This is a genomic window from Ensifer sp. 2TAB8 (assembly GCF_052115125.1).
Classification (GTDB): Bacteria; Pseudomonadota; Alphaproteobacteria; order Rhizobiales; family Rhizobiaceae; genus Ensifer.
The window spans coordinates 87,650-102,837 of record NZ_JBFRGB010000020.1 but is presented as its reverse complement, the minus strand read 5'-3'; the positions used below and the strand labels follow the sequence as shown (position 1 = coordinate 102,837).

Here is a 15,188-nt window from a genome sequence, read left to right as displayed (position 1 = left end):
CTTCCTGAAGCGCGTCAAGATTCCGGAGCAGGCGAACAAGTATCCGGGCCAGCTCTCGGGCGGTCAGCAGCAGCGCGTGGCGATCGCCCGCTCGCTGTGCATGAAGCCGAAGATCCTGCTGTTCGATGAGCCGACCTCGGCACTCGACCCGGAGATGGTCAAGGAAGTGCTCGACACCATGGTGAGCCTTGCCGAAGAAGGCATGACCATGCTGTGCGTGACCCACGAAATGGGCTTTGCCCGCCAGGTTGCCAACCGTGTGATCTTCATGGACCAGGGCCAGATCGTCGAGCAGAACTCGCCGGCCGAGTTCTTCGACAATCCGCAGCACGAGCGCACCAAACTCTTCCTCAGCCAGATCCTGCACTAGGTTCGACTAGCAGCTTTCACGAAAAAGCCCGCCTCATTGAGGCGGGCTTTTTCTTTTCCGATTGCCTGGCTCGTTCTGCTCCACGCGATAGCGCAGCGTCCCGACGGACCATCTTACACCTCGCCGGTCGAGATCATCGGCCCAGGCCTTCTGAAGCCGCGCCACGATCTCGCTCAGGGTCTCGCGCGCATTGAGCTCAATCTTCAGCCCGCGGCTTTTCGGCGCCACATCGCTCAAGTCAACGGCATCGCTGACCACGAGCGCCACGAAGATGCTGTCCCCCTCGCCCGAGGCCTCGAAATCGAAGCCATAATATTCGTCCGGCAACGTCAGGGGCACGCCCGGCGCAAGCGGCGTGATCTTCTGCGCGAACTCGTTCGGGAAGATCTGCGTCGCCTTGCCCTGACTGCTCACGTCGAAAAGCAGCAGATCACCGCTCGTTCGGCTGGTGACCGTCAGCTTGAAAACGTCGCCGGCCTTCATGGTGGTGGGTCGGTCCAAGGTGAGCTCAACGTCGCCGGTTTCGCTCTTGCCGATGATGTCACCGACTGCGTTGACCGCATCGGCATCCTGATAGGTCGCCGGCATGGCACCGGGATCGTTGGTTTGCAGGTACGTCCCCTGCCCGTTGCCACCTGCACCGAGCGTTTGAGGTGAAACTGCGCTTTCGCCAAGGGCTTGCGTTTTGCTCTCCAGTTGCGGGTCGAGATTGCCGCATTTGTCCTGCGAGGCACAGTAGGCGGCCGACTGTACCTTTATGAATTCAAGCAGTTCGGCGTTGCTCGTCAAGCCGTTGCCATTGACGTCGGCCGCATTGCCCGTCTGGCCGCCGACGAAGGCTGCCGTGAACACGCCGTGCCGATCCTCGACGGGAAGCCGCACGTCGTCCCAGGCAATCTGGTAGGGGGCTGCGGCACTCCAAGCGGTCACGCCCGCTTCCACCAGATTCGGCTTGTCGACAACGCCAAGATCGATCCGGAGGCCGCGCGTTATTGCCTGCTCGACTGGCTGGGCGTGAGGTCGCGGCAAGAAACGGGCGCCCTCGATGCCCGACGAGACGTCATCGGAGAGCGAACGCGAGATCGTGCCGGAATGGCAGGCGTCAATCACCATCGTCACCGCTCGCCCCTGCAGCCGCTCCAGGACCTGGTCGATCTCGTCATCGAGGATCACGCCCTGCCAGTCCGTTTCGCCGGAGGCGATATCGACGGGCGCCAGCGCTTCGTCCAGTCCATCCTTCTCGTCGCCATCTTCGTCTTTCACCTGCAACCCGTGGCCGGAAAAATAGATATAGACGCGATCGCCGGGTTCGGTCGCTTCAACAAGCCACGTGTTCATGGACGAGAGTATCTCTGCCCGCGTCGCCTGTTCGTCCTTCAACACGCGGATCGAGGACGGATCGAAGCGGAGTTTTTCCGTCAGCAGGCCCTGCATCGCCACCAAATCGTTCTTCGGCCCTTGCAGCGCGAACTTTGGCGGCAGGTTCGGATAATTGCCGACGCCGATGAGCAGAGCCCGGTCGCCGGCCGCCGCCGGAGCCGCAAGCAGGACGAACCCTGCCATCGCAGTAAACCTCATACGCCATGACGTGCCCCGCGCGCTCATTGGCCCCGGTCCCTCGTGTAAAGCGGCTGGATGGCGACGGTGCTTTGACTGCCCTCCAAACGTGTCTCAAGCAGGCGCACAAGCGCTGCTGCATCGAGCTTTGAATTGGAGAAGGCCGCCACTATGGCGTCGATGGGCGCATTGGTCGAGATGACGACCAGATGATCGGCGCCGAAGGGTTTGACCACCTCCAGACCCTGAAGCTGGAACGCGTGGCTGCCGCTGCCGGCAATCTGCGCATCGAGAAGCTGTGCCTCCCCTGTATTCGCCAGATTGAAAACCAGCATGTTGGCGTAATCGCCCTGCGCGGCCTTGAAGTTCAGCCGGTCGCCTGCCGTGTAGATATCCTTCGACGGCGTGAGCGAGACGCTGCCGGGGCTCTGTGTCGCCAGAGCCTTCAGGAAATCGACCAGGATGAACTTGTCGACGGCGCCCTGGAGCATCTCCGGCGCGATATGTTCGCCGGCGACATCACCGTTCGGTGTGTAGAACACGCCGGTTGCCGCATCCCAGCGGTAGGGCACACCACTGCCGCCGAGGTTGTTGAGCGGCGGTGCCGTGCCGGTGACGCTGAGCGCCAGTTTCCCGGTCCAGCCCATGCCCCGAGGCGACTTCAATTTCGATCCGGCATCGCCCGTCGTACCCGCGCCAATGGTCGCGCTGCGCGACAGGGACAGCACAATCTCCTTGTCGGAGCGCGGCACCTGCGGCGTAAAGTTCGGCACCTGCAGCGCTTCCGACTGCAGCTTGACGTTGGAGAACACATAGTCCTCGAGCTCGATGCGCGAAATGCGACCATCGCCGTCACGATCGGCAGCTCCCTCGATGGCGCGGGCAACGCTCCAGCTCAGGGCCCCGCGCGGCTCGCCGCCGATCACCACTTCCGGCGTCGGCTGGCTTTCGAGCGAGGCGGCGAGAATCGTCACCCGCGACAGTTCCACGTCCTTCATCTTGGCACCCCGAAGCGCTTCTTCTGACGGTGGGGGCACCTTCGCTCGCACGATCGGTGCAAGCCGCGTCTTGCCCGAAATGGAGCGGTTCATGCCGCCGGAGAAGCAACTGTCCGACACGAACAGCACCTGGATGCCTTTGGCCTCCGCTTCCGCGAACCAGGCGCTCAGCTCGTTGTCGACAATGATCTCCTTGCCCGTTTCTTCCGCCCGGCCCCTGTCGAAACCAGGCAGTTCCAGGAACTCGTCCAGACCGTCCTCTTCGCTGCCCGCGATCAATTCAGGCATTTGTGCGCCATGCCCTGCATAGGTGAAGACGATGGTATCGCCGCGCGCAGCACCCGCGACCAGATCGGTCCAGGCTGAGCGTATGGCGTCCTTCGTCGCCTGCTCATTGATGAATTGGCGGATCGTATCGACATTGGCCGCCTTCAGCGCCTGCGCGACATCGCGTGCGTCCTTGACCGCGCCGTCGAGGCTCACCTCATGCGGATAGACATCCACTCCGACGACAAGCGCCGATGTGGCCGCGAAGACCGGTGAAAAGGGCAGGACGAACAGCGCCGTCGAAAGCAGGATTCTCTCCAGCACCGCTAGTTCCCCACGTCCACTTCCACCCGCCGATCGAGCTGGTGCAGCATCGCCTCGTCATAGGCGCTCGGGTCATCCGGCTTGAAAGGTTCCTCTTCTCCCTTGCCGACGACGGTCCACCTACCCGGATATCCGGCATCCACGAGGTAGTGCGCCAAGGCCTCGGCGCGGGCGATCGACAATGCCTTGTTCGCCTCGGTCGTGCCCACCGGGTCCGTGTGGCCAATCAGCGTGATGGACGCCGGCTTCGCCGACTTCAGGCATTCAAAAAGGTCCTTTGCCGACTGCAAACCTTCGGGCGTGAATTCGGCGGTGCCGAAGACGTAGCGCACCGGCGTAGCCTTCTTCTTGATCGACACACCACGATAGGAGAACTTGCAGGCACCACGCGCGGCAAGCGTGACGGGCTTGGTCGCGGCCAGGCGCATCTCTGAAGCCATCCTGTCCAGACGCAGGATATAGTCCTTGTCCGGTGCCATCCAATCGGGCGTCAGTTCCTCGTTTGCCGCATCTTCCAACGCCTGCTGGTAGGAGGTCGCCGCCGCGTCGTAATCCTTGCGTTCGCGCTTGATGTCTCCGAGCGCATCAAGGATCTGCCAGGGGCCGCCGGCGTCGCGGCTGGCGGCCGTCAGTTCCGCTTCGAAGGTCTCCAGCTTCGCGCCCTGTCCCACGGCTGCTGCAATCCGATTGAAGGTTGCAAGCGCCGCGACGCGCCGGGTCAACGCTATCTCGGTCGCCGAGCAACCCTCCATGTTCACGGAATCGGCCGCCACCTTGGTGCCGGCTTCGTCGGCGCGGTTCAGCGCCTCGGAGGCCAGGCGAAGACCTCCGCAGGCCATGCTCGGCGCAGTGAAGACCGCCAAAGCCGCCGAAGCGAGGAGAAATGCCCGTAGCTGCACCATGGTTCGCCCGTCAATCCTTGATCTCGAAGGTCACCATCTGAACACTGCTGGCGCCGGCATCGCCTTGCGCCCGCTTGGCGAGGTTGATTGCCAGCCCCCGCGTCGGCGGCAAGCGCGACTTCGAGACGTATTCGCGTGCCTTCTCCACCGTGAGCTTCTGGTCACCGAGGCCGCCGGCACGGCAGAACGCCAACATCGACTCGGCCGGCGCCGGCGTATCGAAGGTGAGCGTGCCGGTACCTGGCTGCGGGATCAGGCGTCGTTCGCCGGGTTGCAGCGTGGTGTTGCCGATCATCACGTCCGGGATGACCTCGACATTGCCATTCTCCTCGACATAGAGGATCTGCAGCTCGCAGGCCTGGTTGGCGCTGAGCTCGAAGGAAAGCTGGTCGCCGACTTTCGCCGTCGTCGACTTCACGTTGAGCGCCAATTCGAGCTTGTTGCCTGTCGCCAGATCCTGCTTGCGATAATCAGGCACGGCAGACGCAATCGACTGCGGCTTGGCGTCCGGCGGCGCTTGCTCGGCACCGGCAACGACGATCGCTGCAGTATCCAAGGGGCGACGCTGGAGCAGCGGCTGCAACAGCAAGGCATATTGCTGCTCGACCTCGTTGCGCGGAATGGTTCCGCCCGCTTCCAGCGTCGTCACCCAGTCGAGACCCAGGCGCAGCACATCTGTGTTCGTCACCCGCTTGATCGCATCGGAGAACTGCTTCGGCGTCATGTCGAACTCTGCCGCCAGGGCGTCGAAATCGAGCTCGTCCTCGTACTTGTCGGCAAAGTAAGTGATGATCTCGGCGTCGCCCGGCGCGTGCATGCTCTGGAGACCGCCGTCGGGCGTGGGCTCGGTGACGCCCAGCGCCTTCAGCGCATTGACGAAGCGTTCGCGATCCTTGCGATAGGTCTCGTCTAGATCCTCCTGCTTCACATACATGGCGAGCAGCACGTCCTGCTGATCCTTGCTGAACAAGGTCGATGTCTCGATCTGCTCGCGCAACTGATCGCGCTTCGACAGGATCCCGTCCGCATGACAATCGACGCAGGAACGCGCGTTGATGATCTCCACGCCCTTGCCGATCGGGCGTTTGCGGAACGAGACGATCGTCGTCGGGCCGACATCGAGCTGTTTGCCCGAGGAGGTCGAGAGGTAATAGCCCTGCAATCCGTTCGGGAGCGAGAAGATCATCTCGCCGCCGTCATGTTCGAAAGGCACGAGGCCGGCGTCGAGCGGCGCAAGTTCCTTCGGCCCATGGGGAAAGCGCTTCAGCACCTGCTTGCCGAGATCGCCACCGAAATCATAGGACTTCCAGTAGTAGCCGCCGAAGGGCATGTCGTGCCGCTCCAGCATCCGATTGTGGTCGGACACCCCGGATGATCCGTCGGCGAAACCGGCGCGCAGCACGTTGCGCCGGCGAATATTGTCGGCCACGTCAATCTTGAAGCGCGTTTCCAATTCGCCAATGTGGGTCGGCAGCTTCATCAATCGGTTGTAGATTTCCGGCCGGGCACCATTGCTCATGAACCAGTCGATCCGCATGATCGGCAGCGGCGTCGCCGTTTCCTTGGCGAGTGCAGCCAGCGAAGCATCGCTCTCCGGAGCCATTCCGTAGAAATAGCGGCTGGCGAGGAAATCATAGTCTGCAGCACCCCATTGCAGCTCGCGAAGATCGACGCGCACGAGCAGCCCGTTGGTGCCATCGACTTCAGTCGGCAGAACCAGCTTCGGGCCGTAGGAGAGCGAATTCAGCAGCTTCTTGAAGCCGCCGGCGAGCACGTCCATACGCTTCATGAAGGTCAGGTCGTCCTCGCAGCCCATCATGCCATTGTACTGGTCGCGATAGGAGAAGTAGCGCATGAACGGCCGATCGAGTGTGCCGACCGTCTCGATGTCCTTCAGCGCTGCCTCGACGAATTGTCCGTAGGCTAAAATCGGTCGCGAGCGCTCTGGCTTGGCCGCCGCGGTCTGCGGCAGGCTCTTTTCGTTCAGGGAATTGACCCAGTCCTCCAGCACCTTGATCTCTTCTGTCGACGGCCGCTTGCCGAGCGGCATGCGGCCGCTAACGACGATCGAAAAGAGGCGTGACTTCGATGCGTCACCCGGCGTCACGAAATTGGCGTCGGCTGCAATCGATGCGAGGTCACCGGCGGGGTAGCTCCCTTGCGAGCTTTCACCCGGCCCGTGACAATTGCGGCAGTATTTGCCGATGAAGGCATCCGCCTGCTGTGCCAGTGCCGCGTTTTCGCCGCCAAGCACATCCGCCGCCGTATTCTCCTTGCAGACGGCCGTCACCGACTGCGCCACCGGCGCCGGTGCCTTCACCTCGCGCTCGGCGAGAAAGGCATAGATCGCCCTGCGGTCGTCCTCCGTCAGCACGGCCATGCCCTTGGCGATGCGCCGCATGACGGGATCGGCGACCGGTGCGCCCGAGAGTTTCTTACCGTCGTCGATCAACCCCTTGGTGAAGACTTGCGGCGAGGCAAGCCCGGCCATCTTCGCCTTGCTGATGTCGGGCGCGACCGCGCCGGTCAGGTCCTTTTCGCCCTGATAGGCGCGTTCCTGGTCCAGGCCATAGGTGGTCGTGCGTGGCGTGTGGCAGTCGCCGCAGGCGCCGACATTCTCGACAAGGTAGCGACCGCGCTCGGCTTGCGTCTCTTCGCGCGGTTGATAACCCGGCACCGTGAAGTGGCTGCGCTTCCAGAGCGTAATCGTCGTCTGGCGGCTGAAGGGGAAGGCAATCTCGTGTTCTTTCGAGGCGGCGTCAGACTGCGGCAGCGTCTCGATATAGGCCTTGATGTCGAGCGCGTCCTCCGGCTTCATCCCGCCATAGGATGTATAGGGCATGACCGGATAGAGATTGTCGCCGTCCCGGTCGAGACCGACCAGCACGGCGTTCAGAAACTGTGCATTGCTCCAGCCGCCGATGCCGTTTACGTGCGATGAGATGTTCGGCGCAAAGAAAGTGCCGATTGCCGTGTTCATCTCCATGCCGCCGGAGAGCAGCTCGGTATTGTCGCCGGAGCCATGACAGGCGCCGCAGCCTGCGGCATTGAACATGTATTTGCCGTTGTCGACATTCGCCTTGTAGGTCGAAAACGCGTCATCGGCGAAGGCGTCGCGCGCTTCTGCGAGGTTCGGACAGACCGTGATGGCGAGCAGCACCGACGCTGCCAATGATCCCGTGCCAAGGCCGGCTTTTCGCGAGACGCTCTCCCGCCCTCTCCGCAGACCACGCATGAAACCCTCTCCTCGATAAAAAAGTCGCTATTGAAATCTGCTGCTATCGAAACTGAAACTGCTCGAACTCGACCCGTCGCGGCCCTTTGCCGAGCTCCTTCAACCCCTTGACGATTGCCTCTCTCAGCGGCGGCGGACCGCAGAACCAAAGGTCCGCCTCAGCCGGATCGATCGCGCTTCCGGTTGCCAGCTTGGCCGCGTCCAGGCGTCCATCCATGGAAGAATCATGCAGGACGAAGCTGAAGTTCCCGAGTTTCTCGGCTTGCGCCTCGAAGGTTTCCAGGCCGATCGCTTCGCGCCTGTCGCGCACGCAGTAGACCATATGGATCTCCTGCCCTTCATCGCCCTTCAGGTGCCGCGCCATAGCCAGAAACGGCGTGACGCCGATGCCACCGGCGAGCCAGATCTGCTTCTTGCTGCCGCGGCGATGATTGAAGCGGCCATAGCCGCCTTCGAGCTTCAGCCGGTCACCGACAGCGACGTCATCACGCAGTGCCTGCGTATAGTCACCGAGCGGTTTGATCGCGAAGCGCAGGACGCCGTCGGCATCGATGCCGGCAATCGTAAACGGATGCGGTTCGCGCAGACCCGGCTTCATCACGCGCAGGAAACCGAACTGCCCCGGCTTCGCGCGGAGGCGCCGCCCCATGGGCCGTGCCACAATTACCGTCGCGCCCTCGTGCTTCGCCACTTCGAAAACTTCGTAGCCGCGCGTCCTGAGCCACGGCAACAACTGGGTATAGGCGTAACTCAATATGCCAACTGCCGCGAAGATGTTCAGGTAGACCGCCAACAGCGCCGTCCCGTCATAGGGGCGCTTGATGAACATCTGATGGAAGGCGACCAGGACGAAGAGCAGACCGATCAGGCGGTGCGTGTAGCGCCAGAGATGATAGGGGATCTCGATCTTCGTCCTTGGGATGACTTTGACGATGCTCAGGACGAGCAGGACCACCAACCCATAGAAGGCGTACTTTCCGGCGGAGGCCGCCAGCTGGTTCAGGCCGCTCGTCAGGGCCAGCCCCTTGAAATCCGGTTTCAGGAAGTAGTGGACCAAGATGAGGAGCAGCACGGAGATGCCGATCTTGCGGTGGAAGTGATAGGCGCGGTCGAGGCCGCCGAACAAGGCTTCGACGAACGGTGGGCGCGCGGCCATGAACTGGGCGATCGCCATGCCGACGAAGGCGGCGGAAGAGGCCATTAAAGAGAATGTCGTCAAGCCATTCGTGTGGCTGACTGCCGGCACGGCCAGCAGCCCCGCAATCACCATCAACGACCAGACCAGAAACGCGCCCACTTGCATCTTGCGCCCCTCAACGCCGACGTCAGACGGTTGTTGCCAAGGAAAGACTGACAAGCCCCTTACCATTCGTCAACATCAATCCCCTTGGAAACGGCTGGCGCGCTTCCTTTATTCATGCCTTTGAAATTTTGTATTTTTGAGCACTCGCTTATTTATCATCCTCAAGGCTCACGTCAGCCTCACAGGCGATATCGGGACGCGATGTTCGCCTTGCTTGCCTCCTTGTGAAAAATTGTGCAAGCTCCTGATATATCAGAAGCAAAGGAACGGCATGTCCCTGCAATCCCATGCGCACCTCGCCTACCTCGCGCTCGAACGCCTCATCGTCACGCTGAAGCTCGAGCCTGGCGCCCTGGTTACCGAGAGACAGTTGATCGAACTGGCGGGGCTTGGAAGGACACCGGTTCGAGAGGCGATCCAGAAGCTCGCCTGGCAGGGCCTCATGGAGGTCAGGCCGCGCGTCGGCCTGCAGATCACCACGATCCGCCCGGACGACCAGGTGCATGTCATGCAGACGCGGCAGCAGCTGGAGCCGCTTGCCGCAGCCCTGGTCGCAACGCACGCAAGCGCTGATGACCGAGGGGCGATGAAAGCCTGCGGCGCGGAGATGACCGCATGCCTCGGCGCGGGCGACATGGAAGGTTTCCTCGTGGCCGACAAGGTCTTCGACGAACTGATGGAAGAGGCCTGTCCCAACCGCTTCCTCACTGCCGCACTCGCACCCTTGCAGACGCATGCGCGCCGCATCTGGTTTGCATCATCCTCACCGGAGAAGATGGCCGGATCGGTTCGCCGCCATGTTGTCGTCATCGATGCGATCGAAAAAGCCGACGCTCCCGCTGCGTCGGCGGCCATGGCGGAGTTGATGAGCTATCTGTCAGACGCCTGAAGACGCATTCGAGATGACCCAAAGAAATCGCTGCAAGCATTTGCTTTTACAGCGATTTCATTCCCACTCCACCCTTCAGGTCACACATCACTTTGCCGGCAGCATGCTTCCGGTTTTCAGCCGGCGCACATGCCAATCGAAAGCCTCTTCGAGAATATGAGGCGTCTGGCCGCCGCGCGTTTCGACGGCCCGTCTGAAGTAATCCGAGAGCAATTCGCGATAGGCCGGGTGGCAACAGTTGTTGATGACGACAGGCGCCCGCTCCCGCGGCGCCAGGCCGCGAAGGTCGGCAAGGCCATGCTCCGTCACCAGGATATCGACGTCGTGCTCCGTGTGGTCAACATGGGAGACCATCGGGACCACGGATGAAATGGCCCCGCCCTTGGCAACCGACTTGGCGACGAAGATCGACAGGAAGGCATTGCGGGCGAAATCCCCGGAACCACCGATGCCGTTCATCATGTCGGTGCCACCCACATGGGTCGAGTTGACGTTGCCGTAGATATCGAATTCCAACGCCGTGTTGATGCCGATCACGCCCAGGCGACGGATGATCTCCGGGTGGTTGCTCACCTCCTGCGGACGGAGCACCAATTTGTCCTTGTAGGCGCCGATGTTGCGGAACACCCGATCGGCCCAGACGCTGGAAAGCGTCATCGACGATGCCGAAGCAAAGCTCAGCTTGCCCGCCCCAAAAAGCTCGAACGTGCTGTCCTGCAGGACCTCGCTATACATGCGCAGATCATGGAACGGGCTATCGACAAGGCCGCTCAAGACCGAATTGGCGATGACGCCGATGCCGGCCTGCAGCGGGTTGAGCGTCATGTCGAGCCGTCCCTTACGCACCTCCTCTTGCAGGAAGCCGATCAGATGGCCGGCAATCGCCGTCGTCTCCGCATCCGGCGGTGAGATCCGTGCGGCACTGTCTTCTTTCTCGGTGACGACGATGGCGATAATCTTCTCGGGATCGACAGGGATAGAGGGCGAGCCCGCACGGCTGTCGCAGGCGACGACTGGGATCGGCGTTCGGCTCGGGCGCTTCGCCGGGATGTAGATGTCGTGCAAGCCCTCGAGCTCGGGGCTATGGCTGAGATTGAGTTCGACGATCACCTTCTTCGCCAGGATCGCGAAGCTCGCGGAGTTGCCGACCGACGTCGACGGCACGATGCCGCCATCCTCGGTGATCGCCACCGCCTCGACCACCGCATAGTCGATCGGGCTGATCTGCCCGGAGCGCAACTGTTCGACGGTCTCCGAGAGATGCTGGTCGATGAACATCACCTCGCCGCGGTTGATCGCGGCCCTCAACACCGGATCCGACTGAAACGGCAGGCGGCGGGCAAGGACGCCTGCTTCCGTCAGCGTCTTGTCGATATCGTGACCGAGCGACGCGCCGGTCAAAAGCGTGATGCGAAATTTCTCCTTTGCGGCGCGCTCGGCCATCGCAAGCGGCACTGCCTTGGCATCACCCGCCTTGGTGAAGCCGCTCATGCCGATCGTCATGCCATCCTTGATGAGCGCGGCCGCCGCTTCCGGCGTCGCGATACGATCACGCAGCGGCTTGCAGCGAATCCTGGTCTCGATATTTGTTCGGGTATTTCGGCTCATCGGGCCCTCCCTGCAGAGCCCGCGGGGCTCTCATCAGGACGGCGCGGGCTTGGTTTTTGGTGCGCTGAATCTGCATGGCTGCACGCACACGTTATGAAGTTTTGCGGCAGCACGATAGCCCTTGGCGACGCCGCGCGATACGCAGAATGAACAGGGCCGAGCTACCGCAAACGCATAGCTCCACGCCGCATCGCCACAAACGACAAAGGGCGCACCCCAAGTGCGCCCCTCGAACTGCAAGACTGCACAAAAAAGGATCAGCCGACGAAGGCCCGCTCGATCACGAATTCGGCCGGTTTGTTGTTGGCGCCCTCGGTCAGGCCGGCGGCCTCGAGAATCTCCTTGGTGTCCTTCAGCATCGCGGTCGAGCCGCAGATCATGCCGCGATCGACAGCCGGATCGAGCGGTGGCAGGCCGAGATCGGAGAAGAACTTGCCGTTGACCATCAGGTCGGTTACGCGCCCCTTGAACGGGAAGTCCTCGCGGGTCACCGTCGCATAGTGGCGCAGCTTGTCGCCGACGATCTCGTTCAGGAATTCGTGGTTGCGGATTTCCTCAACGAGATCGAAGCCGTATTTCAGTTCGGCAACGTCGCGGCAGGTGTGCGTGAGAATTACTTCCTCGAACTTCTCATAGGTCTCGGGATCGCGGATCAGGCTCGCGAAGGGCGCAATGCCGGTGCCGGTCGAGAACATGTAGAGACGGCGGCCGGGAACCAGCGCATCGAGCACCAGCGTGCCGGTCGGCTTCTTGCGCATCAGCACCTTGTCGCCCGGCTTGATCCCCTGCAGGTGTGAGGTCAGCGGGCCATCCGGCACCTTGATCGAGAAGAATTCGAGCTCTTCGTCCCAGGCGGGGCTGGCGATCGAATAGGCGCGGTAGACTGGCTTGTCGCCGATCATCAGGCCGATCATCGCGAATTCGCCCGAGCGGAAGCGGAATTCGGCAGGGCGGGTCATGCGGAAGCGGAAGAGCCGATCCGTATAGTGCTCAACGCTCGTCACCGTCTCGACATATACGCCTGCCGGTGCCTGGATCGCGAAATCTTCCGTTTTTGCCGGAGCATTCATCTGGCTAAAGTCCTGTAATGATGACCCTGTTTATCAACAAAGAGCGGATATTCCAAGCCGCACGCAAAGGGAAGGAAATCCCTTCCAAATATAGTCGCTTTCGGGGATTTCAGCGTGCTTCACACTGTCGCGGCCCCAATGATGTCAGGAGACCCGCCGCCAGCTGTAGGATTTGGCGTCGGTCGAGGCCTTTGCCGTCGGCTGGTAGTGCACGGCGATGCCCGGTAGGCGCCCTTCCGAAAGGCGCTTTAGAGCCGTTGCATTGCTGACCGCAAAGCTTTCGACACCACAGCGCAGCATCAGCGGAATCTGGTCGATCAACACATCGCCAACCGCCCTCACCTCGCCGCCAAAGCCGAGGCGCGCGCGCAGCAGCGAGGCATGGCTGAAGGCGCGGCCGTCGTTGAAGGCCGGGAACGCGACTGCAACCAGCGCAAGGCGATCGAGATGGGGCGCGAGCTTCGTCACGTCATCCGCCGGCGCAATCACCACGCCAAGGCCGATTTCGTCGCTGTCTCCGACCTTGGCCAGGAACGCGTCGAGGCCAACGATCGCCTTCTCGTTCGAACCTGCCTTCGTCTCTTCCGTTTCGATGACCCAGGGATCATCGCCCACGAAGCCGGTTTCCTTCCAGATTTTCGTCATGTCTGTTCCTCAGCGCCTCAGGCAGCTTCCTGCGCACTGCCGTAGAGCGCGTCCTTGAAGGGTTGCGGGCCGACGCGGCGATAGGCTTCGAGGAAGGTCTCTTTGCCGTCGCGGCGCAGTCCCAGATAGGTGTCGACGATCGTCTCCACGGCGTCGGTCACCTTCTCCGGCTCGAAGCCGCGGCCGATGATCTCGCCGATCGAGGTATTCTCGTCGCCGGAACCGCCGAGCGTGATCTGATAGAGTTCAGCACCCTTCTTCTCAACGCCGAGCAGGCCGATATGGCCGACATGGTGATGACCGCAGGCATTGATGCAGCCGGAGATCTTGATCTTCAACTCGCCGATCTCGGCCTGGCGCTCCGGCGAACCGAAGCGGTTCGAAATCTCCTGCGCCACCGGAATGGAGCGCGCATTGGCAAGCGCGCAGTAGTCCAACCCGGGACAGGCGATGATATCCGTGATCAGGCCGGCATTGGCGGTGGCAAGGCCCGAAGCGACCAGAGCGCGGTAGACCGGTTCGAGATCGGCCAGCGCCACATGTGGCAGGATCAGGTTCTGTTCGTGGCTGACGCGGATTTCGTCGAAGGCATATTCCTCGGCGATATCGGCAACGGCATCCATCTGCGCGTCGCTGGCGTCGCCCGGAATGCCGCCGATCGGCTTCAGCGAGATCGTCACCATGCCGTAGTCAGGGTGCTGGTGCGGCTGCACGTTCTGCTGCACCCAGCGCGCAAACTCGGGATCAGTCTTCTTCCAGCGTGCGAGGCTCTCCCAGCCTTCGGCGCGATTTTCGAGAGCCGGCGGCGCGAAATAGGTGGAGATCGCCTGGATGTCCGTCTCGGGCAGCTTCAGCTCGGTGTCCTTGAGGGCCGCGAATTCGACCTCGACCTGACGCGACAATTCTTCGGCGCCGGTCTCGTGCACGAGGATCTTGATGCGGGCCTTGTACTTGTTGTCGCGGCGGCCGTGCAGGTTGTACACACGCATGATCGCCGTCGTGTAGGACAGCAGGTCCTCCTCCGGCAGGAAGTCGCGGATCTTCTTGGCGATCATCGGCGTGCGGCCCTGGCCACCGCCGACATAGACGGCAAAGCCTATGCGGCCGTTCTGGTCCTTCTTCAGGTGCAGGCCGATGTCATGGACCTGGATCGCGGCGCGGTCGCGCTCGGCGCCCGTGACGGCGATCTTGAACTTGCGTGGCAGGAACGAGAATTCCGGATGGACGCTCGACCACTGTCTCAAGATCTCGGCGTAAGGCCTTGGATCTGCTACCTCATCGGCAGCAGCCCCGGCGAAGTGGTCAGCCGTGACGTTGCGAATGCAATTGCCCGAGGTCTGGAGCGCATGCATCTCGACGCTTGCCAGTTCCTGCAGGATATCCGGCGTGTCGGAGAGGCGCGGCCAGTTGTACTGGATGTTCTGGCGCGTGGTGAAGTGACCGTAGCCGCGGTCATACTTGCGCGCGATATGGGCGAGCATGCGCATTTGACGGCTCGACAAGGTGCCATAGGGAATGGCCACGCGCAGCATATAGGCGTGAAGCTGCAGATAGACGCCGTTCATAAGCCGCAGCGGCTTGAAGGCATCTTCGGCAAGCTCGCCGCTCAGACGGCGCTCGACCTGATCGCGGAACTGTTCGACGCGGAAGGAAACGAAGGCGTGATCGAATTCATCGTAACGGTACATCGGGTATCGGTTCCTCAGGCAGCGTGTTTCGGGCCGGACAAGCCGTTATAGCCGGCGGCATAGGGGATCGACGGGCCCTCAGCGCGGATGCGCTCACGCATGCGCAGCGGACGGAGCGTGCCATTGATCTCTTCGACATCGACGACATTGGCGTCGACGACCTTGTTGTCGTCAAACGCCTGCTTGCCGGTGGCTTCGAGCGCCGCCACGGCCTCGGCATGGCGGGCAATGAAGGCATCCTGCAGCGATTCGACCCAGTTGCCGGCGGCATCCAGCCAGACGGAGATGCCGTCCGAAAGCCGATTTGCCGTCAAAACCTTGCTCACCATCGT

At 62.0% G+C, this 15,188-nt stretch carries 12 protein-coding genes; 2 read left to right on the top strand and 10 right to left on the bottom strand.

What is annotated here, in order from left to right; translation table 11 throughout:
• The coding region (locus tag AB4Z53_RS26485; RefSeq protein ID WP_441598582.1) for an amino acid ABC transporter ATP-binding protein at positions 1-370 on the top strand (370 nt) is incomplete at its 5' end.
• Between the two features lie 33 nt (positions 371-403).
• Here the strand turns inward: AB4Z53_RS26485 and AB4Z53_RS26480 are convergent.
• Genes AB4Z53_RS26480 through AB4Z53_RS26460 form a run of 5 tightly spaced genes read right to left on the bottom strand, consistent with a single transcriptional unit; the run spans position 404 to position 8,956 of the window.
• Entirely contained in the window at positions 404-1,933 is a 1,530-nt protein-coding gene (locus AB4Z53_RS26480) for a caspase family protein (RefSeq protein ID WP_441598580.1), read from the bottom strand.
• Between the two features lie 38 nt (positions 1,934-1,971).
• Positions 1,972-3,516: a caspase family protein gene (locus AB4Z53_RS26475; RefSeq protein WP_441598578.1), complete on the bottom strand. Its 1,545-nt coding sequence runs from the start codon at positions 3,514-3,516 to the stop codon at positions 1,972-1,974.
• Positions 3,517-3,518: 2 nt separating this feature from the next.
• On the bottom strand, positions 3,519-4,418 hold the full coding sequence (locus AB4Z53_RS26470) for an OmpA family protein (RefSeq protein ID WP_441598576.1): 900 nt from the start codon (positions 4,416-4,418) through the stop codon (positions 3,519-3,521).
• A 10-nt stretch (positions 4,419-4,428) separates the two neighbouring features.
• On the bottom strand, positions 4,429-7,653 hold the full coding sequence (locus AB4Z53_RS26465) for a c-type cytochrome (protein WP_441598574.1): 3,225 nt from the start codon (positions 7,651-7,653) through the stop codon (positions 4,429-4,431).
• A 43-nt stretch (positions 7,654-7,696) separates the two neighbouring features.
• On the bottom strand, positions 7,697-8,956 hold the full coding sequence (locus AB4Z53_RS26460; protein WP_441598572.1) for a ferredoxin reductase family protein: 1,260 nt from the start codon (positions 8,954-8,956) through the stop codon (positions 7,697-7,699).
• A 271-nt stretch (positions 8,957-9,227) separates the two neighbouring features.
• Here AB4Z53_RS26460 and AB4Z53_RS26455 point away from each other — a divergent pair, with 271 nt between their 5' ends.
• Positions 9,228-9,845, top strand: coding sequence for a GntR family transcriptional regulator (locus AB4Z53_RS26455; RefSeq protein ID WP_113537767.1), 618 nt, complete (start codon positions 9,228-9,230; stop codon positions 9,843-9,845).
• Positions 9,846-9,932: 87 nt separating this feature from the next.
• Here the strand turns inward: AB4Z53_RS26455 and AB4Z53_RS26450 are convergent, their stop codons facing one another.
• The 5 genes from AB4Z53_RS26450 to AB4Z53_RS26430 form a co-directional block, all read right to left on the bottom strand.
• Positions 9,933-11,453: an acetyl-CoA hydrolase/transferase family protein gene (locus tag AB4Z53_RS26450; protein WP_441598569.1), complete on the bottom strand. Its 1,521-nt coding sequence runs from the start codon at positions 11,451-11,453 to the stop codon at positions 9,933-9,935.
• Positions 11,454-11,710: 257 nt separating this feature from the next.
• On the bottom strand, positions 11,711-12,523 hold the full coding sequence (locus AB4Z53_RS26445) for a ferredoxin--NADP reductase (protein ID WP_113537672.1): 813 nt from the start codon (positions 12,521-12,523) through the stop codon (positions 11,711-11,713).
• Positions 12,524-12,667: 144 nt separating this feature from the next.
• Positions 12,668-13,168 (bottom strand): DUF934 domain-containing protein, encoded by a 501-nt coding sequence (locus AB4Z53_RS26440; RefSeq protein ID WP_441598567.1) that lies wholly within the window; start codon positions 13,166-13,168, stop codon positions 12,668-12,670.
• Between the two features lie 17 nt (positions 13,169-13,185).
• The gene (locus AB4Z53_RS26435) at positions 13,186-14,856 is read right to left on the bottom strand and encodes a nitrite/sulfite reductase (protein WP_441598565.1); all 1,671 of its coding nucleotides are present in this window, start codon (positions 14,854-14,856) and stop codon (positions 13,186-13,188) included.
• A 14-nt stretch (positions 14,857-14,870) separates the two neighbouring features.
• Entirely contained in the window at positions 14,871-15,185 is a 315-nt protein-coding gene (locus AB4Z53_RS26430; RefSeq protein ID WP_441598563.1) for a DUF2849 domain-containing protein, read from the bottom strand.
• Between the last annotated feature and the right edge of the window lie 3 nt (positions 15,186-15,188).